The sequence below is a fragment of the Moraxella sp. K23 genome, from assembly GCF_041154765.1.
Classification (GTDB): Bacteria; Pseudomonadota; Gammaproteobacteria; order Pseudomonadales; family Moraxellaceae; genus Faucicola; species Faucicola tetraodonis.
Window position 1 is genome coordinate 816762 of sequence record NZ_AP031595.1, and the last position, 24071, is coordinate 840832.

Sequence of the window (24071 nt, forward strand, 5' to 3'; positions counted from 1 at the left end):
TTTTAGTATCTGTAAATGGTTGAACATAGCTAAGCTAAGAGTATAGCTGAGCTAAAAAATGGGTCAGCCAAAACCGTCAACATCATTGTTTGTGCTTTTCTTCAACAAGCGCCAATGCAGATTTTAGTTGGTTAGTAATATCATTTTTATCATAATTACGAATATCATGAAAATTTAAATGCAAATTAAACCCAGGTAAACTAAAGTCCACCCAATCGGTTTGCTCTATAGATTCGCTGTTGGGTTCGAGCAATTCCCACACATTCATGGCATCTTGAAAGCCTTTAAATTTAAATTGCCCCACGGCTTGGCAATGATGGACATGACCAATTAAATTAAACGTACTTTCACTGATCAAAATTTGATTGTTTTGCGCGGCAGATTCAAGGCGAGAGGCAAAATTCGCTTCTTTTCCAACCACGGTATAAGTCATACGATTGCGACTGCCAAAATTACCGACATAACAATACCCTGTATTGATACCCATACGTACGTGCAGCCCTTCAAAACCGAGTAATCGCCACTGGTGGCGCAGCACTTCCATCTCACGGCGCATCTCAATGGCCATACTGGCACAAGCAATCGCGTTATCACGGTCATTACCACCCATATCACCAAAATAGCACAATAAGCCATCTCCCAAAAATTTATCGAGGGTCGCCCCATATTTTTGGCTCACTTGGGTCATACGGTCAAGGTAAGTATTTAAAATATTGGCTAAATGGTCGGAGCTAATATGATCCGACAAATCGGTAAAGCCAACAATGTCCGAAAACAAAATAGTTAGCTTGCGACGTTGATTAATGACTTCAACCTTGGTGTTATTTTTGACAATGGGCTGCCAAATCTGGGGAGGCAAAAAACGGGTTAATTTATTGGTTACCTTGACTAAGGTATCAATCCGTGCCTGCTGCTGCGCAAGCATTTGATTTTTTTGGCGTAAGCGAACTACCATGGACCAAATATGATAACCAACAATCAAGATATCGGTAAATACAATGGCGAAATTTAAAATATCTTCTTGCTTGGCTGTCAAACTAATGGCAGGTAATAAAAAATGCGCGAATATCAGACTAAGTAGACCTACTGCTACGGTTAATAATACCAACGAAACGGTATGTTTGGTATCTGAAAAAATCAGGCGAATTAAAATCAACAACCATAACGCAAGGCTTGGGATATAGTTAAACTGCAACATACCCGTTGCCAACGCCATCAGGGTTAATACACTGGCCGAAGTAATGTAGTGATGGGGACGGATAACACTCAACGTAGTGACAATAACGCCCGCTACCAACAGCAAAATACTGAGCGTATGATAAATAGGCGGTACATCAAGAGAGGTTAAGGTAAGCAATAAAATAAAAAATGCCGCCAGTTCAATGAATTTCGGACTTTTTAGATTGGTCGAAAGACCTTGAATGGATTCACGCAATTTAGTTTGTCTACCTCGTGCCTCGTGGTGAAAATTTTTTTAGACGTTTATTTGCCAATCAAATGGCATATCACGATGACCCCGCAGTGCCATCATCAGTGTCTGCTGCATATGGCTGAGCACTTCAGGGGTATAAGGGATGGCTGGGTTACCCCATACTGGATTGGGCCAAGCAATGTCATTTTGGTAGCGCACGATATGATGAAAATGCAATTGCGGCACTTGGTTGCCAAGCGCGGCGATGTTCATTTTGTCGGCTTGAAAAGTTTTGGCAAGCTGGCTTGATAGCCAGCTGGATTCACGTAAAAACTGGGCTTGGTCACTGGCGGATAGTTCGTATAATTCTTTGATACCGGGTACACGCGGAATTAAAATCAACCAAGGAAATTGACAGTCGTTCATCAAGCGGCAAGTAGATAACGGAAATTCGCCCACCAAAAAAGTATCTTTTGCTAGTTGTGGATGTAAATTAAACATAATAACTCAATGCATTTAAAAGTGTTTTTGGAATTTAAAACTGATAAAATCAAATAATTCGCGTATTTTAGCAGTTATACCTACAAGACGAAATACTTTATTCAGAATAAGCGCATTGCAATTTAAGATTTCTTAAAGCATAAAGCAAGGCCGTTATCATCTAGCCTAACTATTAGCCTAAGTATTAGTCTAAGTATTAGCCTAACTATGTCTGAGCGTTTTACAAATTTTGGGAAGTTTATGCAGTTGTCAAAGTCTCTTAACCAATGTCAGCATCATGCTGATGCAGCATCTTTATACCGCCGTTGTTTTATGATGGCATTGTTTGCCTTACTCATGGTTATCACCAGTGTCAAACCTACCGCTGTATGGGCGGCTGATAGCAGCAAATCAGCCAGTAGCGCCAGCGGCACGGCAACCCCACAAGACACCTTTGGGCGTGACACCCCCCGCGGCAGCATGCAAGGCTTTATTGAAGCTTTAGCAAAAAGTGATTGGATGCTCGCCAGCCGTTATGTGGATTTAAGTTCTACCAAAAACCCCAGTGGCACGCTCGAATCTTTAAAATCAGCACTCGATAGCGGCGGACGTATCAACGAGCAGCTACAAATTAGCAATGACCCTACCGGCAATCTCGATGACAAACTAGCGCCCAATCTCGATAAGGTCGGGGAGATCAACAATCCCTCCGCTGACAAAAAGAGTATCGACATCTTAATGCAGCGTGTCAAACAATCTAACGGCACCAATATTTGGCTGATTTCACAACAAACCTTGCAAGAAGTTGCGTCGTTATCACTCGTTACCCAGCCGACACTGGTAGAAAAGTACATTCCAAAACAATGGATTGAGAAAGATATTAAAGGCTATAGTCTTGGGCACATCGGGGCAGTGATTGCGCTCATGATAGCGATTTATCTCGCCTGTCTATTGATTAGCCAAATCTTATATATGATTATCACGCGGATTTATCTAGCGACTCACCCAGATAAAGAAAAGCAATTTCCGATTGATGGGCGCGTGGTCGTACCAGCGGCAATGGTAATGACAGCGCTGATTATCAAAGAAGCCATGATTTTGGTGGGTATTAATTTGGTTGTGCGTAATATGGCGTCCAACCTTGCCGATATTTTATCTTGGGTATCCATGGTATGGTTGATTTTACGTATTTTGGATTTGATTTTTAAACGTGCAGAAAACTATGCCAGCAATAACCATCATCCAGAGCGGCTATCTGTCCTAAATCTGCTGCGAAAAGTCGTAAAATTGATTTTGATTGCGATTGCGACCATTGTGATTTTGGGTAATTTAGGCTACGACTTAACCACAGGTATTGCCGCATTGGGGATTGGTGGTGTGGCGTTGGCCTTGGGTGCACAAAAAACGGTTGAAAACTTGGTGGGCAGCGTATCGGTTGTTGCTGACCAGCCTGTGAATGTGGGCGACTACTGCCGCTTTGGCACGCAAGAAGGTACGGTTGAAGACATCGGTATCCGCTCCACCCGTCTGCGTACCACCGATCGCACGGTGGTAACGATTCCCAATGGTAACTTCTCATCGATGAGCATTGAAAATGTCTCGCAGCGCGATATGTTTCATTTTTCGCAAGTGTTCTATATCTCGCGTGATAGCGACATCGATAAATTACGTGAATTTATGGAGCAAACACAAATTTATATCACCAATCATCCTGATACCAACAGCGTGTGGAATCAAGTGCGTATCTCTGGCACTCAGCAAGACGCGTATCTTGTTGAAGTGCGATGCTATCTCAATGTAAAAGGCGCGATGGATTTTAATCAAAAACAAACCGATATGATTTTAAAAATCGCGGAGATGATGAAAGAAGTGGGACTCAAAAATGCGTTACCGACCAGCCGTGTGATGATGGGCAAACCGATTGATATTACCTATTCAAATTTTGCCAATACTGTACCTGTAAAAGATAAAGTAGCGGCGTCAGAAAAACTGGCACAATCGGATAAGCCTGATACCAAGCCTTAGTGACTCATAGTTTTGACATTGGCTTTTGAATTTGAATTGGACAGGGTGGTGGCAGGTGTGGCATCACCCAAGTCAACATAGACAGGAATCGGACTGTCGTATGTTTGCGGCATTAGTGAACAGCCTGCTAATGTGGTGATGCTATAAAAGCAATTAAAGATCAGTAGTAATTTACGCTTCAAAAGTAATATATATCCTAATTAGACAAATTATAAATTCTGATCTCTAATTTGGGAGATGAAAAACATCCACTCATAATTAAGAGTTTAACAATTTTTGTGTAATCATTTGTGGGGTAATTACACCCATCTTCATAAATCCTGAGATTAATTTTTTAACAGCCTCTTTATCTTCTTTAATACCGTTAAATATTTTTAACAAATTATTATCTCTAATATTGGAATGTGCTGTCACACCGTCTATCAAATTATTAAATAAAATATCAGAATCAATTATTGCACTAATTACCTGATTCAAGCCTTCTTCCTGCATTTTTATTATTTCATTTTCTTCACCATATTGTGGAAAATTGAATTTACTGTTTTTAGCATGGAGTAAAACGTGATTATCTGGTTGATTTTTATTTCTATCAAACCAATTAAATTTTTCTTTCAACTGAGTTATTAGCTCGTTTAATCCTTCAGTAGTGTTCTCATATTCAATATATCTTTCATGAGAAATATCGAAAGGAGCAGAAACATTCACATTTTTATCTTTTATCAGTATAGTTCCATTTCGACTACAATGTCTAATTCCTAACTCATAATATACGTTTGGGTTAGGATATGTAATATCTACTATAACAAAATCAGAAAATAATAATCTAGTTAAAATATCATTGGTAATTGTACCTTGTTCATTTACTTCATCTGCTCTTATGACTTCTATTGCTGGGTAAGCATCTTTTATTGCCTTCTTAATAAGATTGTCATAGAGCTTCCTTAAATCATTAGATGATACTTCCCTATCATTATGTTTCTGGTTGCTAATAGCCATTACTACAAAACAAGACTTACTCATATTTTTGAACTCATTTTCAAATTATTAAAATTACAGCGTACAAGCACCGCCAGCACAGCCATTTTCAAGGTCGTCTTGGGCATCATTGGCGCCATCACGGGTATTATGATAATACAGCGTCTTAACGCCCAATTTATACGCCATCAACAAGTCTTGAATCATCACCTTCATCGGGACACGGCTATCTTCAAACTTGGTTGGATCGTAGTTGGTATTGGTTGAAATACTTTGGTCAATAAATTTTTGCATAATCGCCACTAGGCTCAAGTAACCTTTGTTATTTGGCATTTGCCATAATAGCTCGTATTGATCTTTGAGCTTATCAATCTCAGGCACCACTTGTTTTAAAATACCGTCTTTTGATGCTTTGACAGATACCAGACCACGCGGTGGCTCAATGCCATTAGTTGCGTTAGCAATCTGGCTAGAGGTTTCTGATGGCATCAAGGCGGTCAAGGTTGAGTTGCGAAGACCGTGGGTTTTGATATCGTGACGTAGTGCTTCCCAGTCGAGTTGCAGCGGCTCATTACAAATCGCATCAATATCTGCTTTATAGGTATCAATCGGTAAAATACCTTGTGAATACGTGGTATCGCCAAATGCAGGACACGCGCCTTGCTCTTTAGCCAGTTTATTGGACGCCACCAACAAATAATATTGTAAGGCTTCAAAAGTGCGATGGGTTAAACCGAGCGCCGTAGGATCTGAATATTTGGTACCATTTTTGGCAAGATAATAGGCGTAGTTAATGACACCAATACCTAGCGTGCGGCGTTTCATAGAGCCATTTTTAGCAGCGATAACCGGGTAGTCTTGGTAGTCAAGCAACGCATCTAGCGCGCGCACGATCAGTTCCGCCGGCTCTTTGATGTCTTCTAATTGGTTGATTTCACCCAAGTTAATGCCTGATAACGTACAAAGGGCGATTTCACCGCTTTCATCATTGATGTTGTCAAGCGGTTGGGTCGGTAGCGCAATTTCCATACATAGGTTGGATTGGCGAATTGGCGCAACACTTGGGTCAAACGGACTGTGGGTGTTACAATGGTCAACGTTTTGCACATAGATACGACCCGTGCTAGCACGCTCTTGCATCATCAAGCTAAACAACTCTTGCGCCGGCACACTGCGTTTGCGAATGGATGCATCTTGCTCATATTGCTCATACAAACGTTCAAACTTGGCTTGATCGGCAAAAAAAGCATCGTACAAACCTGGCACATCCGATGGTGAAAACAGGGTCACATTTTGATTTTTAATCAAACGTTGATAGATGGTTTTATTGATTTGTACGCCATAATCCATGTGGCGAACACGGTTGTCTTCTACACCGCGGTTGTTTTTGAGCACCAGCAGATTTTCCACTTCCAAATGCCAAATCGGGTAGAACAAGGTCGCTGCACCACCGCGCACACCGCCTTGTGAGCAGCATTTAACGGCAGTTTGGAATAGTTTGTAAAAAGGAATACAGCCGGTGTGCTGCGCTTCACCGCCACGAATTGGGCTACCTAATGCGCGAATACGACCCGCATTGACACCAATACCGGCACGCTGTGACACGTAACGCACGATGGCACTGGTGGTGGCATTGATACTATCTAAGCTATCATCACATTCAATAAGTACGCATGAGCTAAACTGACGCGATGGTGTACGCACGCCCGACATGATTGGCGTTGGCAGTGAGATTTTAAAAGTAGACGTGGTGTCATAAAAGCGCTTGATATAATCTAATCGCGAAGCCTTGTCATATTGCTTGTCGTAACTGGCAAACAGACACATACCAACGAGCATATACAAAAATTGTGGGCTTTCAAAGACTTGTTTGGTGACGCGGTCTTGCACCAAGTATTTGCCTTCCATTTGTTTGACGGCGGCATACGCAAAGCTCAAATCACGGTTGTGGTCAATATAGTCATTGAGTATGTCAAATTCTTCTTTGCTAAAGTCTTGCAAAATATGCGCATCGTAACGACCTTCTTGGGTCAGTTTGGTGACATGGTCAAACAAATGCGGCGGCTCAAACTGACCAAATGCGATTTTGCGTAAATGAAAAATTGCCAATCGCGCTGCCAAATACTGATAATCAGGCGTTGCTGCAGAAATCAAATCCGCGGCTGATTTAATGATGGTTTCATGGATGCTTTTGGTGGTGATTTTGTCATAAAACTGGATATGTGAGCTGATTTCTACTTGCGAAACAGACACATTATCGAGCCCTTCTGCTGCCCACTCGATGACTCGGTGAATCTTATCCAAATCAATTTTTTCCAAACGCCCATCGCGTTTTTGCACGAGGATATCTTCAGTACGAGTCATAATACGTTCCTTTTTTTACCTGTTTATCAACGTCATATGTGTATATATTAAAAAGGCGCTGAGTGAGAGGTGGTGAGATAAAAATGCCAAGTAAAACAGCTAACCGAAAGTATAGTGAGTGTGTATGCCGCTTTTAACGACGGCTTTTGAGCCGAGGCCACGTCACTTATGTAACATTGCAAAGTCATTGCCGTATTATTGCAAGATTTTGCAAAAAACTACTATATCTAGGGGTTGTTTTATTATTTCGCACAATATAGCGTAAAAAAATTTGTAATTCTAGCTTGTATTTTTTTCAATTTTTTGCCTATTTTTCTGCAAAAATGCTAGACGCTTGATTTTATTAGCAGTTCATCAAGTCAAGCAAAAAGATAAAAAATTTGTAATTATTAAAATCAGATGGGTTGATGAATGCGTAGTCATTGTCATAAAAAATTGAAAAATTTATGCTATAGTCGAACTATAGTCAAACCATCAAAACGATTTTGTAATCGTGGTTTTTATAAAATTAATCAACAAAAACAAAAGGACGGACAATGACAATTTTTAGTAATTTTACCTATGAGGAATTAACTATCGGGCAAACTGCCAGCATGACCCGCCAAGTGACCGCAGATGATGTCAAAGCATTTGCGCTTGTTACCCATGACTACAACCCTGCGCATCTCGATAATGAGTATGCCGAGCAGAGCCAGTTTAAAGGCGTGATTGCGCATGGTATGTGGACAGCCGGTCTATTATCAGCCTTGATTGGTACCAAATTTCCAGGCTTGGGGACAATTTATCTGAACCAAAGCTTGTCGTTTCGTCGTCCTGTGCATATCGATGATACTTTAACCGCGACCTTGACCGTGAAAAGTAAAGACGATAGCAAAAAATGGGTGGTGTTAGATTGCCAAGTGACTAATCAAGACGGTAAAGCGGTAGTGACAGGCGAAGCGCAAGTAATTCCCCCCACTGAAAAAACCAGCCGTGAAGCGGTCAAATTAGACGATTTTACCCTACGTCAAACCTTCACAGAATAATCAGCCGGTATAGAGTAGACAACATAGAAGTGTTGCAGTTATTGATGACAATTATTTGCTACAATAAAGCCAAGAAATTCTTTGGCTTTTTTTATAATTTTTTGATAGCAGATAAACCATGAAAACATTAACGCCTGAACAACAACAAATTTTAGCCAATGTCAAAATGCCGGACGATTGGAAGCACGCCTTGGCGACAGAACTAACCAGCAGCAATATGGATAAGATTCGCCAGTTTTTGCGAGATCAATATCATGCGCAAAAAGTGATTTATCCCTCGGGTAGTCAAATGTTCAATGCGTTTAATTTGACGCCTTTGTCGCAGGTTAAAGTAGTGATTTTGGGGCAAGACCCGTACCATGGCGCGGGACAAGCGATGGGGTTATCCTTTTCCGTGCCCAAAGCCATCCCCAAACCCCCAAGTCTACAAAATATTTTACGAGAGCTTGCCGCCGATTTGGGTATCGCGCCGTCAAAACATGGCGATTTAACCCATTGGGCAACCCAAGGGGTGCTGCTGCTTAACAGTATGTTATCCGTAGAAGCAGGGCAGGCCGGCAGTCATCAGCGTATTGGCTGGGAAACGTTCACTGATGCGGTGATTGAGGCTGTCAATCAGCACTGCGAGCACTGTGTCTTTATCCTATGGGGGAGTTACGCACAGAAAAAAGGCCGTTTTATCGATACATCTAAGCATTTAATCATTACAGGCACGCATCCATCACCGCTTGGTGCCAATCGGGGTGGTTTTTTTGGCACGCGCCCTTTTTCCAAAGCCAATGATTATCTGATGGCGCACGGCAAAAGCCCGATAGATTGGCAGTTGCCACAGTAGTTTGGGTGGTATCATAATGAGTGCAAGTGAGCATGACTATTATAAAAGCGGCTTTTGTGACAGCGACTTTTGTGACACCGATTATGCCTTTATGCAAGCGGCGCTTGACGTTGCAGCCGAGGGCGGACAGCTGGGGGAAGTGCCAGTGGGTGCCGTGATTGTGCATCAAGGCACCATCATCGCCAAAGGCTACAATCAACCGATTTTAAGTCATGATGCCACTGCCCACGCCGAAATAGTGGCAATAAGGCGAGCATGTCAATATTTTGATAATTACCGTCTGCCAGCGGATTGTGAACTGTTTGTCACGCTTGAGCCTTGCACCATGTGTCTAGGAGCGATTATTCATGCCAGAGTATCGCGCTTGGTGTTTGCAGCGACAGAGCCGAAAGCAGGCATGATTGTCAGCCAGCAGGATTTTAGCCAAGTGACGTTCTATAATCATTTTTTGACCGTAGAACAGGGGCTAATGGCAGAGCAAAGTCGCGCGTTGTTGCAGGATTTTTTTCGCCATCGTCGTGAGCAAAAAAAACAACTGCGCGAGCAGTTAAGGGCAAACCAATAACCAATGAGTCTCTCAAAACCATTCTTTAAAATAAAAAATATTGGATAAAAAAAGGCAACCCATCGGCTGCCTTGTTTGACGCAAAAAACAGTTAGATTTTTAGACTAAAGCATGTTAGAGAATGTCATGACGCTTTTGGTGTTAATGCTTTTGGCGTTAAACAGTTACGCTGCATCAAAAAGCCTTGCCAGCCAAAAAAGCTAAAGTTACGGATATTGGCATGGTTCGTACCTTTCGGCTCTGCTTTAACACTGTCATAGTGCTCAGCAAACAGTTTTAGCGTATCTTGTTGGGTCAAATGGTTGAGTAGGGCAAAGCCAAACACTTTCGCACTGCCTTCATTTTCACCCGCCGCATTGTGCACTTCGCCATTGTTAAACTCAGTTGGTCGATAGTCATAGTAACTATCGATGATAGCTAGCACGGAAGCAAAATCTAGCGATTTGTTTTCTAGTTTAGCTAATAGTTTTGATAGTTCTAGCTTATCAATAGCGCTCATAGTTACTCCAAAAGTCAAAATAAATAAGGTGATTAACGGTTAAAATAATCGTCCTCAAACGGATCAAAAGCTGGGTTAAAATTATTGTTGGTCTGACCAAAACCGCGGTTTTCCACACGGTTTTCTAAATGACGCATTTGCTGACCGCTGTTACGCGGTTGAGAGGGTTTACTGCGCTCTTGGGGAAAGGCCTCATGACTGGCTGCCCCAAAACCACTGCGGTCTTGACCTATTCTATCATGGGCGGCAAAATCAACTGGGTGAGTATCATAACCCATGCGTTCATGCCCAGTTCGTTCATGCCCAGTTCGTTCATGTAGAATTCTTTGATAAATCTCTTCACGGTGTACGGCAATGTCTTTTGGCGCATTGACGCCCAATCTGACTTGGTTACCTTTTACACCCAGTACGGTGACACTCACTTCGTCACCTATCATTAACGTTTCGCCAACGCGGCGAGTCAAAATTAACATGCGTCACACTCCTTATGTCGCAACAGGTACCATCAATGTCCTATGATGATTCAACGATAAATTAGCTAAATTCGTCAAATATATTATCATGTATCATTGCCCAATGATACGTTAAAGACAGACTGCAAGGGCATAATTTAAGCCAACTCATCATGCTTGGCGGCTATTTGCCAACAGTCAAAATAGGCATTGAGGGGTCAGTTGCGTTTGTGCCCAATAAACGAGATGCCATTATAAACGAAATGCTGAAATAAAAAAAAGGTTAACACCCGCAAAACGCGGATATTAACCTTGTTTTTGTGGAGAATTACAAATTTCTTATAATCCAGCAACCTTGCTTTCACCGTCTTCACGGTCAAGACCAAAAGCGGTATGTAGCGCTTTAACCGCTTTTTCCAGTTGTTCTTCTTGAATCAGTACCGAGATTTTGATTTCGCTGGTAGAAATCATTTGGATATTGATGTTGTTTTCTGCCAGTGTTTCAAACATTTTGCTTGCCACGCCTGCATGTGAGCGCATCCCAACACCTACCAGTGATACTTTAACCACATTGTTGTTGCTCACGATTTCTTTGCCGCCAATCTCAGCAAGATTGTCACCCAAAATCGCTAGGGTTTTATCAAAATCCCCACGATTAACGGTAAAGGTAAAGTCGGTCAATCCGTTTTCTGCGATGTTTTGGATAATCATATCGATTTCGATATTGGCAGCACTGATCGGGCTTAAAATCGATGACGCAATACCAGGGCGATCAGGCACTGCTAAGATAGATACTTTAGCTTCGTCACGGTTAAAGGCGATGCCCGAAATAATTGGTTGTTCCATGCTGTCTCCCTCATCGGTGGTAATTAATGTACCTACGTTATTTTTAAAATCATCATCGAATTTACCATCGGCGTTTTCATCAAAACTGGATAAAACACGCAGTGGTACTTGGTATTTGCCGGCAAATTCAACCGAGCGAATTTGCAACACTTTTGAGCCAAGGCTTGCCATTTCTAGCATTTCTTCAAAGGTAATTTTTGATAATTTTTTGGCTTTTGGTGTCACCCGTGGGTCGGTAGTATACACGCCGTCGACATCGGTATAGATTTGACATTCATCGGCAGATAGGGCAGCAGCCAGTGCAACCCCTGTAGTATCTGAGCCACCACGACCTAAGGTGTTGATGTCACCTTTTTCATCCACGCCTTGAAAACCCGCCACCACAACGACCATACCAGCATCGAGTGCGGCGCGAATCTGACTATCATCGATATGTTGGATACGAGCTTTGGTATGACTATCATCGGTACGAATCGCCACTTGTCCGCCCGTCATTGACTTGGCGCTCACACCAATTTCGTTGAGTGCCATAGCAAGTAAAGAAATCGATACTTGCTCGCCGGTTGACACCATTTGGTCGTATTCACGAGCGTTTGGTTCTTTACTGATTTGACGTGCCAAATCAATCAAGCGATTGGTCTCACCACTCATGGCAGAGACGACAACCACCACTTGATGACCATTGTCGTGCCAACGTTTGACGCGCTGTGCCACATTTTTGATACGTTCGATACTACCCATCGACGTACCACCGTATTTTTGTACGATTAAAGCCATTGTCAATACACCCTATAATATCGCGCACATTGTTTGCCATCGCTATCCAAGACTTGCCATACCAAGTCCTAATGGATTGCTTAGCAGATTGTTTACAATGTCACGAAACGTAAATTAAACGGTACTTTATACCATATTTCCCAATTTTGGGGCAAGGCAAAATTGCCAAAAACCCCCAAATGACTGGCTGAAAATTGGATGGGTATTATGAACCAAAAGTTATCAGTTTAGGCAATCGGTTGTAGAGGTAGGGTTATAGCGCGTTGCACGGCAGGACGGTCATGCAGGTTTTTTGCCCAGCGTTGCAGGTGGGTGTAGTTTTGTACTTGTAAAAACTCAGCAGCGTTATACAATTTGTCCAGTGCCAACTGACCATACCATGCCCAAATCGCGATATCCGCGATACTGTAGTCATTACCTACCATAAACGTGTGAGTCGCTAAATGTTGGTCGAGTAAATCCAATTGGCGTTTGGTTTCCATGGTAAAGCGATTGATGGCATATTCAAACTTCTCTGGCGCATACGCATAAAAATGCCCAAAGCCGCCACCGACATACGGCGCAGCGCCCATTTGCCAAAACAACCATGACAAACATTCGGCACGTTTGGCGGTGTCTGCTGGGATAAACTGCCCAAACTTTTCGGCAAGGTATAGCAAGATAGCCCCTGATTCAAACAGTTTAATCGGTGGATGAACGCTGTTATCCACCAGTGCAGGGATTTTAGAATTGGGATTGATGGCAACAAAATCTGAGCCAAATTGGTCGCCATTCATGATGTCAATTTTGTAGGCGTCATACTGTGCGCCTTCAATACCGAGCTCTGCCAATTCTTCAAGTAAGATATTGATTTTGATGCCGTTTGGGGTGTTTAAAGTGTAAAGCTGCAAAGGGTTTTTACCAATCGGTAAATGTTGCTCGTGGGTCGCTCCTGCGGTGGGGCGGTTGGTACTGGCAAATTTGCCACCGTTTTGGCTATCATTTGTCCAAATTTTGGGGGGCTGGTAATGATTATCCATGATGTTTCCTTATTGATTATGAGTATTTTAAAGCTATAAGCATGATTTAAAGCTTCGTTGGTTGATAAGATGTTAGATGTGATTATGGACACGACTATAAATGCGATTATAGAGACGATTATACACAATGTGCTTTAGGCTTTATAATACCGAATGTTTGGCTAAAGTAAATAACGCTTTGATTAAGCCTAATTAAACGCATACCTTATATAGCCGCATAAATATAGCCGCATAAAAAAAGCCGAATAAGTCATTCGGCGTTTTTTTAGGTGTAGTTTTAATTAGGCAAGTCGCTCAGCCAACCAATTTGGTAGCGCATCTAATACAGTTGGCAATCCTGCCACATCAGTTGCGCCGCCTTGGGCAAAGTCAGGTTTACCGCCCCCTTTACCGCCAAGTTGCTCGCTTAAGTGTTTGATGATATCGCCCGCTTTGATTTTGCTGGTTAAGTCTTTGCCGACACTGGCAGTCAGCGCAATTTTATCGTCAGCCACGCCCGCGAGCACCACGATGCCATCATGCAATTTTGACTTCATGTCATCGGCAATCGTGCGTAATGCTTTACCATCCATGCCTTGTAAACTTGCAATCAGCACTTTTTGTCCATTGATATCTTGCACGTTGTTGATTAAGTCTTTGGCTTGGCTGCTGGCCAATTTTTGCTGCAAACGCTCAAGCTGTTTTTCAAGGTCGCGTGTTTTGTCGGTCATTTGATTGACACGGTCGGCGATTTCGTCGCGCTTCGCTTTGAGTTGACTGGCAAGTTGATTGAGCTGTTTTTCACCTTGCTGCACATAGTTGACTGCACCCATGCCTGTCACCGCTTCGATACGGCGAATGCCTGCCGCGATACCTTGCTCACTGACGATTTTGAATAAGCCGATATCACCCGTGCGCTGTACATGCAGACCACCACATAGTTCGATGGAGAAAGGCTTGCCGTCTTTATCTATCGTACCCATCGACAATACGCGAACCGTGTCACCATATTTTTCACCAAACAGTGCCATCGCGCCTTTGTCTTGCGCTTGCGTCATGCTGAGCATTTCTACAGTGGCAGGTTGGTTGGCAAGGATTTGTTGGTTAACGATGTTTTCAATGGTGATGATGTCTTGCTCAGTCAAGGCTTTGTCATACGAGAAGTCAAAACGCAACACCTCACTATTGACCAATGACCCTTTTTGGGTGACGCCTGTACCAAGATACTCACGAAGGGCAGCGTGCAGTAGGTGAGTGGCGGAGTGGTTTTTGGCACTCATGGCGCGTACTTGGCTTGCGACGCGTGCTTCGCTTGATTGACCCTGGCGGATACTGCCCATTTTGACCACGCCATGATGGATGATGGCTTGACCAGATTTTTTGGTGTCTTGGACTTCAAATACGCCGGTTTCGGTTTGGATGTCACCCAATTCACCCGCTTGACCACCGCCTTCCGCATAAAAAGGCGTTGCCGATAATACGATGACCCCTTCATCACCTTCCTGCAATTGTTCAGCAGATTTGCCCTCAAGGTATAAATGGGTGATAGTGCTGTTGTGTTCTGCTTTGTCATACCCCAAAAATTCAGTGGCACTGTCGACTTGAATCAATTGGTTGTAATCAACGCCAAATTTACCCGCTTCACGGGCGCGGGCGCGTTGCTGCGCCATGCCTTGCTCAAAACCGGCTTCATCAATGCTGATGTCGCGTTCGCGCACGATGTCGGCAGTCAAATCGGCAGGGAAACCGTAAGTGTCATACAGTTTAAACACCGTTGCACCCGATAAAGTATCGCCAGATTTTAAGCTATCTAATTCTTGGGATAGCAGTTTAAGACCTTGTGATAAGGTTTTGGCAAATTGTTCTTCTTCTTTTAAGATGGCTTGCTCAATGTTGGCTTGCTGTTCCCGAAGCTGTGGGTAGGCATCGCCCATGATTTGGGCAAGCGGCGCGACGAGCTTATAAAAGAAGTTGTCATTAGCGCCTAATTTGTTGCCATGACGAACCGCGCGGCGGATGATACGACGCAGCACATAACCACGGCCCTCATTGCTTGGCAATACGCCATCTGCAATTAAGAAGGAAACCGAGCGGATATGGTCGGCAAGCACTTTGAGTGATGGCTCAGACTGTAAGTCGATATCGTTTGGCAAGCCAATCACTTGCGCCGCGTGCTGCATGAGATGGGTAAACATATCGATTTCATAGTTGCTGTGCACGCCTTGCATGATAGCGCTGATACGCTCAAGCCCCATGCCCGTATCGACACTTGGCGCAGGCAGTTTTTCAAGTGTGCCGTCTTTTTGGCGGTTAAACTGCATAAAGACGTTGTTCCAAATCTCGACAAAACGGTCGCCGTCTTCTTCAGGCGTACCTGGCAGACCGCCCCAAATATGCTCGCCGTGGTCATAAAATACTTCGGTACAAGGACCACAAGGACCTGTGTCACCCATTGCCCAAAAGTTATCCGATTGGTATTGACCGCCTTTATTATCACCAATACGGATGATGCGTTCGGCAGGCAAGCCCACCACGTTATGCCAAATATCAAAGGCTTCATCATCGGTGTGATACACGGTGACATACAGCTTGTCTTTTGGCAGACCAAGCCACTGATCCGATGTCAAAAACTCCCAACAAAATGGGATGGCTTGTTGTTTAAAATAATCGCCAAACGAAAAATTACCGAGCATCTCAAAAAACGTATGGTGACGCGCGGTATAACCGACATTATCAAGGTCATTGTGTTTACCGCCTGCGCGTACACATTTTTGCGACGATACTGCACGTTTATAATCGCGTTTGTCTATCCCTAAGAACACATCTTTAAATTGGTTCATACCGGCATTGGTGAATAGCAGGGTAGGGTCATTGTGTGGGACTAGGCTCGATGATGCCACTGGGGTATGACCATTTTCGGCAAAATAATTGATAAAAGCTTGACGTATATCGGCTGAAGAAAACGGACGGCTCACAGCGGCTCCTTAAGATATTTCAAAATTAAATTTGGCATATATTATCAAAAAAATGTAAACATTGTATTTTAGCAGAATTCATTCGATGTGGATAATGCTTTTATAGATAGCACCTTTTATAAACCGCACATGGCATCTAAAACAGTGGGTGTCAAGTATGAGGTTTGCAACGTTTTTCATGGGGCTAAAAAAAAGACCGATAAGTACCATCGATCTTTTTTGACAATTTTTTTATAGCAATGTAGGTGGGAGTAAAAATTACCGCTCTACTTGACTGACATCACGTACCGCGCCGGTATCTGCGCTAGTAGTCATCGCTGCATACGCCCGCAAGGCAGCTGACACTTGGCGCTCACGATTGACAGGTTTCCAAGCTTGGTTGCCACGGCTCACCATCGCTTCTCGACGTTTTTCCAGTTCGGCAAAATCAACTGCCAAATGAATCGAGCGATTAGGGATATCAATCTCGATGGTATCGCCTTCATTGACCAAACCGATGGTACCGCCTTCAGCGGCTTCTGGGCTGACGTGACCGATGGATAAACCCGACGTACCCCCTGAAAAACGACCATCAGTAAGTAGCGCACAGGCTTTACCCAGACCTTTTGATTTTAGGTAAGAGGTGGGATACAACATCTCTTGCATACCAGGGCCGCCTTTTGGACCTTCATAGCGAATCACCACGATGTCACCTGCGACAATTTGGTCTGCCAAAATGGCAGCCACGGCATCGTCTTGACTTTCAAACACACGGGCACGACCGGTAAATTTTAGGATGCTGTCATCCACGCCCGCTGTTTTGACGACACAGCCACGTTCAGCGATATTACCAAACAATACTGCCAAACCGCCGTCTTGTGAGTAGGCAAATTCTTTGCTGCGGATACAGCCAGATTCGCGGTTGACATCAAGATTTGACCACGCATTGTTTTGGCTAAAGGCTTGCGTGGTGCGTACCCCACCTGGGGCTGCAATATAACGCTCACGTGCCTCGGTATTATCAGGATTCATGATATCCCATTGGCTAAGCGCTGCTTTGAGTGAAGTACTATGAACGGTGGGCACATCGGTTTGCAGTAGGTTTGCGCGATCAAGCTCGGCTAAAATTGCCATCACACCCCCAGCACGGTGCACGTCTTCCATATGATATTTTTGCGTCGCAGGGGCAACTTTCGATAGACAAGGCACACGGCGACTTAGACGGTCAATATCCGCCATTTTAAAATCCACTTGGGCTTCATGGGCAGCGGCAAGCAAATGTAGAATTGTGTTGGTTGAGCCGCCCATGGCGATATCAAGGCTCATGGCGTTTTCAAATGCCGCTTTGGTCGCAATTGAGCGTGGCAATACGCTGGCGTCATCTTGCTCATAATAACGTTTGGCAAGTGCCACGATACGACGACCTGCTTCTAAGAATAAATCTTTACGTTTGGCGTGAGTGGCAAGTAACGAGCCATTACCAGGCAGAGATAAGCCTAAGGCTTCGGTCAAACAGTTCATTGAGTTGGCGGTGAACATGCCTGAGCATGAGCCACAAGTTGGGCAAGCAGAGCGCTCAGTTTGTGCCACATCTTCGTCACTAATCAAGTCATCTGCCGCATCAATCATGGCGTCGACTAGGTCAAGTTTGCGAATTTTTTCACCCAATTCATTCATCACGGTTTCATGGGTGGTATGTCCATCGCCCAACGTGGATGCCAATACTTTGCCCGCTTCCATTGGACCGCCCGACACAAAAATCGTTGGGATATTGAGACGCATCGCTGCCATGAGCATACCAGGGGTGATTTTATCACAGTTGGAGATACAAACCAGCGCATCGGCGCAGTGGGCATTGACCATATACTCCACGCTATCAGCAATTAAATCACGGCTTGGCAAGCTATAGAGCATACCCAAGTGACCCATGGCGATACCATCATCCACCGCAATGGTGTTAAATTCTTTGGCAACACCACCTGCCGCTTCAATCTCGCGGGCAACCAACTGACCCAAGTCTTTTAGGTGTACGTGACCGGGTACAAACTGGGTAAACGAGTTGGCAATCGCGATAATCGGTTTGTTAAAATCCTCATCCGTCATACCTGTTGCACGCCAAAGTGCGCGTGCACCCGCCATGTTGCGGCCAGACGTGGAGGTTTTTGAGCGATATTGTGGCATGGTTGTTCCTTATTTCTAACAGTCAATACAAGTGATAAATTTAGCACTTAGTGTACTCTGTCTCGACCAAAAGGGCTAGTCATGGCTCATGATAGATAGTTATAATTGGTTTTAAAGAATGGCATATTAGCCACCCTTATTATTGCTATATCACAGCTATCACTCAGCCGTATCTATCAACAGTATCTAATAAAAACTCATCAAAAGGATTTTATTTTGACCAATCCCACCTTAAGCATTACGGATGTCGTCCGACAAAGTCTGGCATTTTTAAGTAAAGATAGTTTAAGCAAACATGATTTGAGCAAAGATAAAAATACCGCATCAGCAAATCAACAGCTCACTGGGCTGATTATTGGTAATGACACGCAGTCGGTTTTTAGCCAAATTCAAGCCATTGATGAAGCTATTGATCAAGCCGTGAGTTGGGAAGCGTTTGATTATCAAGCGTTTATCGCGCATCGGTTTGCCAAACGCTATGACTTGGCAGTGATAATATTATCAAACGATAGCGCTATCGATACCCAAATCATTCAGCGCTGTCGCGACTTGTTTGCCAAGCATTGTTTGGTGGTGCAAGACTTATCCGAGCCGGCAACAGGTGTGGATGTAGCGAGCTTTGGCTTTAGCCGATTACATGAGCAGCCGATTGTGGAGAATGACCCAGCTCACCAAACAACAAACTACCAAGTATGGCAATTTAATCTGTTTGACTATAAACATTTGCCAGATTGGTTTAATAGCAAGTTTTGGGCAAACCCTGAATTATGGAATAAGTTTCGCTGGTAGCGGTTTTAGATATCACTGTTTTAGACAGTTTTTGTTGTTATCACTTATCTTATAAGCGGTAAATTTTTTTGAGCACCTTGTTTAATCCAAAAATTAAACTGCTTTGAAAACTTTGAGAAAAAGTTGGCTAAATTTACAGTAACACTGTTTACAAAAAGCGCGAGATTGATTTACTCTATCGAAAAGTAACAAAATAGGTAAACGCGTTAAATAATAATTTTTGAGGAAAGACTATGAAATTAACGATGCTAAAAGTAGTAAGCGCTGCTGCGATGATGGCAACCATCGGCTTAACAGGGTGTTCTGCCAAACGTACTGGCACGTCTGAAGTGGTGGTTGCGCCGATGGGCGTACCCGGTGGCGTAGGCTACTATAACGGTGGCGCTGTGGTAACAAACTCGACGTCAGTCATCACTGCCGCGGGTGCTAACCCAAATACCGTGTATTTCGGCTTTGATAGCAGTGAAATCGACGCTCAAGGTCAAGCCGTGTTAAATCAACAAGCGCAATTCTTACAAGCCAACCCAAGTGCCCGTGTCGCTATTGCGGGTCACACCGATGAGCGTGGTAGCCGTGAATACAATCTGGCATTGGGTGAGCGCCGTGCCCAAGCCGCCCAAGCCTACTTAGCTACGTCAGGGGTATCAGCTTCACGTATGGAAGCCATCAGCTACGGTGAAGACCAACCTGCCGATCCCGGTCATGACGAATCAGCATGGGCAAAAAACCGCCGTGCAGAAATTTCTTACTAAGTATTGCTTAGTGAGTAAAAGACAAACAAAAAAACCTGTTAATTCAACAGGTTTTTTTGTGGTTAAAATCGGTTTATTTGACCAGTTGAACGGTACCATTGGCAGTGACCGTAATGGTGCTATCGCCCGCTTGGAAGTTTTGGTCAGCGACTTTAGCACTGGCGGCTTCTAGCATCATTACGCTGCCATACGCGCGCGGTGCACGATAATCGCCCCCTTGACTAAACTCCAACGAAACTAACTGATAGCCTTTTGCACCCCAAACAGGCAGCAGCGTTTGCGCTTGGCGCTGGAAGTTTTTGGAAGCTTCCATCATCAATTCTTGCTCGGTGGCTTTGCGCGCGGCATCAGACACGCTAAAGTCTAATCCATCAACCGTCATAAAACTTTGCAATTCGGCAATCAATTTGCTAGCGGCGACTGTGTCAGTGCTTTTTAAATTCAAGCTTGCACTCCCCGTCCAACCAATGATTTTTTGGTTTTTATCATATTGCGGATAGGTGGTTTGGTTGCCCGTACTGACCTGCACTTGTGGGTATTTTTTGGCAATGGCAACCGCTTGGTTCAACGTGGTAGCGATTTGATTAGCCACCTCACTGCTTGATTTGTTTTGCACAGTTTTGCTGAGGGTCGCATTGATTTGGTCATTGCTGACTTTTTTACTCGCTGAGGCAGCAAAATTAAGCAAGCCGTAGTTTAAAGTATTGGTCATTGATGGGTTCGCAGGGGATGGGTTCACAGGGTAGGTAGCGGCTGAAACACTGGTAAAAGGTAATAGTGTCGCCATAGCAAGCAAGCTGGCTGCAATACCTTTGGTCATTGTATGATTGGGATGATTGTTAGTCGTGGTGCTTAAATGTGTCATAGTGTTTCCTATTGTTTTTTTCCTAGTTTTTTCTAGTGGTTCTTTATATGGGTTGGCATGAATCTGTTGCTGATTAAACTGCTATTTAGCTCATTCAATATGTTGTTAAATGGGCATTATAAAATATTTTGTAACATTTGCAGCGAAAGAATTGTAGAAAAAGGGTAAGAAGGTGGACAAAAATTTACCCAAATGTTGCTTGGTAATGGTTTAGCGTGTGTAAAAGTGAAATAAATACAAAAATTTGGTGTATATGATAAAAATAGTTTGCATTTAGCTGCCAAATTCTCTAGAATACCGCTTCGGTAACCCCATTGGTAGCTTCGCAACTAGCTGCTGTGAACCCCGCCAGGACCGGAAGGTAGCAACGGTAGCAGCCAGCCAGTGTGCCGAAGATGTGCTAGTGGGGTTATCACTTTTTTAAGTAGGTGTTTTTGATGCCTATTTCACTTGGTAAGTTTTTTAATTGCGAAAGAAAACTGACCAATAATGACTCATATACGCTACCTAAACGCTAAGAGCAACGTCAATTTTCCAATTAATCTAGCTTATCCATCTGCCTATATATCAAGCGCGCTATTGTAAGCGCTGATAATCTTCCGATGATAACCTAATATTTAGCATTGTATTTTTTTAAGCATTCTTATGAATGCCGCGATACGAACTTTTTGATGGTTTTACTGTTTCAAAAGTTTTGATAAGTCTGACAGTAGGTTTTGTCGCTATTTTTATAGCGAAAATAAGTCTTCCAGACACGATTACAATGCTTTAAAGCGATTAACACGATATTTGTGATTAATGATAGCTGATAATTTTGCCTATTCATTTTGCTTATCCATTTTGAAAGTGCAGTCAGCTTGAGGGCTTTTGCTTGTTGCGTGTTTTCAATCAAGGTTACCACCGACACTTTGATTAACTTATTTTTTAAGGACTTACATGACTGATTTTAATTCAACCACAGATTTTGCTGATAGCTCAATCGATAATTTTTTTAGCCATACTCATAGCAATAGCCAAGCCAATAGCAATCAGCCTACTGACAACACCCCAGTTGATGACACAGAAGCAACTGCGACAACGAATGTTGTAGCGACTGATACTGTAGCAACAGATGCGCCAACGACTGACGATGCTAACCCTAGCGAAAATGGTTTTACCGCACTGGGTATTTCAGGTTCATTACTAAAAAGTATTGTCGCAACGGGTTATACCATACCAACGCCTATCCAAGCGCGCGCGATTCCTGCTGCATTAGCGGGCCGTGATTTGCTATTATCAGCACAAACAGGTAGTGGTAAAACTGCTGCGTTTGTATTACCAATTTTGCATCAATTAAGTGAACTACAAGCCAAAGAAAAAGCGGCAGAAAAAACCGCAAGTGGCAAACGTGGTCGCCAACAGCCAAAAGTCGTACAAGCGTTGATTTTGACACCAACGCGTGAGCTGGCTAACCAAGTACAAGACAGCATCCGCAAATATGGCTCAGCCATGAAAGATTTATACAGTGTGCCACTTGTGGGTGGTGCGGCATACAGTGGTCAAATCCGTGCGCTGAAAAAAGGCGTACAAATCATCGTGGCGACGCCGGGTCGTTTGCTAGATCATATCAATGCGCAGCGTGTGAACCTATCTGATTTGACTATGTTGGTACTTGATGAAGCAGACCGTATGCTAGACATGGGTTTTGCCGATGATATCAATGCGATTTTGGAAGCCACACCCCCGCATCGCCAAACCATCATGTCATCTGCGACATGGGATGGTCCAGTCGGTAAAATCGCTGAAAGCTTTACCAAAGACCCAGAGCGTATCAACATCAAAGTTGAAACCGCACACATCGATGAAAAAGTGTACTTCTGTGACAACTTTGACCACAAAAATAAATTATTAGAGCAGCTGATCTGTGACCCAGAGCGTGGTCAAGCGATTATCTTTACCGCGACCAAACGCAGCAGTGAAGAAGTCGCTGAGCGCTTACAACAATGGGAACACAAAGCCTGTTATCTGCATGGTGACTTACCACAAAGCAAGCGTAATCGTATCGTCTCAGATCTACGCAGTGGCAAATTTGACATCGTGGTAGCAACAGACGTGGCAGCACGTGGTCTTGATTTACCCAACATTACCCATGTATTCAACTATGATTTACCGCGCCAAGTAGAAGATTATGTGCATCGTATCGGTCGCTCAGGTCGTGCCGGTCGTACTGGTATTGCTATCAACCTATGTAGTCGCGATGACCGTCGTCAATTTGGCAATATTGCCCGTTACCTAAAACGTGATATCAATGAAGCGCAAGTTGAAGGCTTAGAACCGCGTTTTGTGGAAAAATTTGAAGGTCGTGGTAAGCCTAATGGTCGTGACGGTCGCGGTCGTGGTCGCAGCGGCAGTGATAGCCGTGGCGGTCGTGATGACCGCGGCAGTCGCTCACAACGTTTTGGTGGTTCAAGCGACAGACCTTCAAGCGAGCGTCGTTTTGCGGACAAGCCACGTTTTGACAACCAAGAACGCTATGGTAAATCAGCGAGCAACGATAGTTCGGCACGTTTTGAAAAACGCGAGCGTTTTGACAAAGGTCACCAAGGCAACAGCGATAGTCGTTTTGGGCGTGATGATGCGAGTGCGCCGCGTCGTCACGGCGATTCAGATAACCGTCATGGCAATAATCAGGGCGATTTTCACCGCGCCGCTAAATCATCGGACAAACCAAATTTTGACCGTGATTCACGCCAAGGCAATCGTGAGCCTCGCCAAGGTGAGTATGCAGATCGTCGCCGCGATGATAACCGTAGCTTTAACAAAGATGGCTTTAAAGGCTATCAAGGTGATAAACCACGTTACAACACTGACCGTAACAGCAGTGAGCGTCATGGCGAGCGTCCTAACCGCTTTGAAAAAAATGACCGTTTTGGTGACAAACCTTTTGCCAAAAAGACCGACCGCTCTAGCGAGTTCCGTGGCGATGACCGCGCTCGCAAGCCACGTCCAATCGTAGAAGAAACCTTTGGTCAACCGCTTAAAAAACGTAGCGACAGACCGTATCCGGCAAAAGAGGGTCAACGTGCTGGCGATTCACGCTCAAACGGGTTTAAATCTGAGGGTTTCAAAAAATCAGATAAACCATTTGCTGGTAAATCGTCAAGATCGGAAGGATTTAAGTCATCGTCTGACCGTTACGCCTCATCAAGCAAGCCATCAGCTAAACCTGCTGGCAAACAAGATGGTTGGGATGCCCCAAAACGTAGCCGTCGCAATAGCACAGGCAAACCGCTATAAGC

The 24071-nt window shown here is 43.9% G+C and carries 17 protein-coding genes, 1 other RNA gene and 1 pseudogene; 8 read left to right on the plus strand and 11 right to left on the minus strand.

Features of this window, described 5'->3' with window-relative positions; all coding sequences use genetic code 11:
* Positions 1–82: 82 nt before the first annotated feature.
* Positions 83–1435 carry an adenylate/guanylate cyclase domain-containing protein gene (locus ACAM37_RS03630; protein ID WP_369626596.1) on the minus strand — a complete coding sequence of 451 codons (1353 nt, stop codon included), beginning with the start codon at positions 1433–1435 and terminating at the stop codon, positions 83–85.
* Between the two features lie 39 nt (positions 1436–1474).
* Positions 1475–1912 (minus strand): HIT domain-containing protein, encoded by a 438-nt coding sequence (locus tag ACAM37_RS03635; RefSeq protein WP_369626597.1) that lies wholly within the window; start codon positions 1910–1912, stop codon positions 1475–1477.
* 240 nt (positions 1913–2152) lie between these two features.
* On the opposite strand from ACAM37_RS03635, the gene ACAM37_RS03640 reads away from it, so the two are divergent.
* Positions 2153–3916, plus strand: coding sequence for a mechanosensitive ion channel family protein (locus ACAM37_RS03640; RefSeq protein WP_369626598.1), 1764 nt, complete (start codon positions 2153–2155; stop codon positions 3914–3916).
* 258 nt (positions 3917–4174) lie between these two features.
* Here the strand turns inward: ACAM37_RS03640 and ACAM37_RS03645 are convergent, their stop codons facing one another.
* Positions 4175–4936: a hypothetical protein gene (locus ACAM37_RS03645; protein ID WP_219331427.1), complete on the minus strand. Its 762-nt coding sequence runs from the start codon at positions 4934–4936 to the stop codon at positions 4175–4177.
* Positions 4937–4966: 30 nt separating this feature from the next.
* A complete protein-coding gene (gene nrdA, locus ACAM37_RS03650; protein WP_369626599.1) occupies positions 4967–7255 on the minus strand; it encodes a class 1a ribonucleoside-diphosphate reductase subunit alpha in 2289 nt (762 codons plus the stop codon).
* A 536-nt stretch (positions 7256–7791) separates the two neighbouring features.
* Between nrdA and ACAM37_RS03655 the strand changes: the two genes are divergently transcribed.
* From ACAM37_RS03655 to tadA, 3 genes are all read left to right on the plus strand, one after another.
* The gene (locus tag ACAM37_RS03655; RefSeq protein WP_369626600.1) at positions 7792–8280 is read left to right on the plus strand and encodes a MaoC/PaaZ C-terminal domain-containing protein; all 489 of its coding nucleotides are present in this window, start codon (positions 7792–7794) and stop codon (positions 8278–8280) included.
* A 118-nt stretch (positions 8281–8398) separates the two neighbouring features.
* On the plus strand, positions 8399–9115 hold the full coding sequence (ung, locus tag ACAM37_RS03660; protein WP_007115680.1) for a uracil-DNA glycosylase: 717 nt from the start codon (positions 8399–8401) through the stop codon (positions 9113–9115).
* Positions 9116–9131: 16 nt separating this feature from the next.
* Positions 9132–9680, plus strand: coding sequence for a tRNA adenosine(34) deaminase TadA (tadA, locus tag ACAM37_RS03665; protein ID WP_472826325.1), 549 nt, complete (start codon positions 9132–9134; stop codon positions 9678–9680).
* A gap of 124 nt (positions 9681–9804) precedes the next feature.
* Here the strand turns inward: tadA and ACAM37_RS03670 are convergent, their stop codons facing one another.
* The 6 genes and pseudogenes from ACAM37_RS03670 to ilvD form a co-directional block, all read right to left on the minus strand.
* Complete coding sequence (locus tag ACAM37_RS03670; RefSeq protein WP_099808227.1) at positions 9805–10179, minus strand: HopJ type III effector protein; 375 nt, start codon at positions 10177–10179, stop codon at positions 9805–9807.
* A 269-nt stretch (positions 10180–10448) separates the two neighbouring features.
* Positions 10449–10652, minus strand: a pseudogene (gene csrA, locus ACAM37_RS03675) (carbon storage regulator CsrA); the annotation flags it as partial.
* A 318-nt stretch (positions 10653–10970) separates the two neighbouring features.
* Positions 10971–12254 carry an aspartate kinase gene (locus ACAM37_RS03680; protein ID WP_369626601.1) on the minus strand — a complete coding sequence of 428 codons (1284 nt, stop codon included), beginning with the start codon at positions 12252–12254 and terminating at the stop codon, positions 10971–10973.
* Positions 12255–12481: 227 nt separating this feature from the next.
* Entirely contained in the window at positions 12482–13273 is a 792-nt protein-coding gene (gene yghU, locus ACAM37_RS03685) for a glutathione-dependent disulfide-bond oxidoreductase (protein WP_369626602.1), read from the minus strand.
* Between the two features lie 281 nt (positions 13274–13554).
* A complete protein-coding gene (gene alaS / locus ACAM37_RS03690; protein WP_369626603.1) occupies positions 13555–16227 on the minus strand; it encodes an alanine--tRNA ligase in 2673 nt (890 codons plus the stop codon).
* A gap of 258 nt (positions 16228–16485) precedes the next feature.
* Positions 16486–18387: a dihydroxy-acid dehydratase gene (gene ilvD / locus ACAM37_RS03695; RefSeq protein ID WP_099808222.1), complete on the minus strand. Its 1902-nt coding sequence runs from the start codon at positions 18385–18387 to the stop codon at positions 16486–16488.
* Between the two features lie 300 nt (positions 18388–18687).
* On the opposite strand from ilvD, the gene ACAM37_RS03700 reads away from it, so the two are divergent.
* Together ACAM37_RS03700 and pal are read left to right on the plus strand one after the other, a co-directional pair.
* Positions 18688–19176 (plus strand): DUF6231 family protein, encoded by a 489-nt coding sequence (locus ACAM37_RS03700; protein ID WP_472826336.1) that lies wholly within the window; start codon positions 18688–18690, stop codon positions 19174–19176.
* A gap of 233 nt (positions 19177–19409) precedes the next feature.
* Positions 19410–19928 (plus strand): peptidoglycan-associated lipoprotein Pal, encoded by a 519-nt coding sequence (gene pal / locus ACAM37_RS03705; protein ID WP_060994275.1) that lies wholly within the window; start codon positions 19410–19412, stop codon positions 19926–19928.
* 73 nt (positions 19929–20001) lie between these two features.
* Here the strand turns inward: pal and ACAM37_RS03710 are convergent, their stop codons facing one another.
* Complete coding sequence (locus tag ACAM37_RS03710; protein WP_309593444.1) at positions 20002–20793, minus strand: SIMPL domain-containing protein; 792 nt, start codon at positions 20791–20793, stop codon at positions 20002–20004.
* A 312-nt stretch (positions 20794–21105) separates the two neighbouring features.
* Between ACAM37_RS03710 and ffs the strand changes: the two genes are divergently transcribed.
* Both ffs and ACAM37_RS12215 read left to right on the plus strand, forming a co-directional pair.
* Positions 21106–21202, plus strand: an RNA gene (gene ffs, locus ACAM37_RS03715) — signal recognition particle sRNA small type.
* A gap of 527 nt (positions 21203–21729) precedes the next feature.
* Complete coding sequence (locus ACAM37_RS12215) at positions 21730–24069, plus strand: DEAD/DEAH box helicase (RefSeq protein ID WP_472826326.1); 2340 nt, start codon at positions 21730–21732, stop codon at positions 24067–24069.
* Positions 24070–24071: the final 2 nt, after the last annotated feature.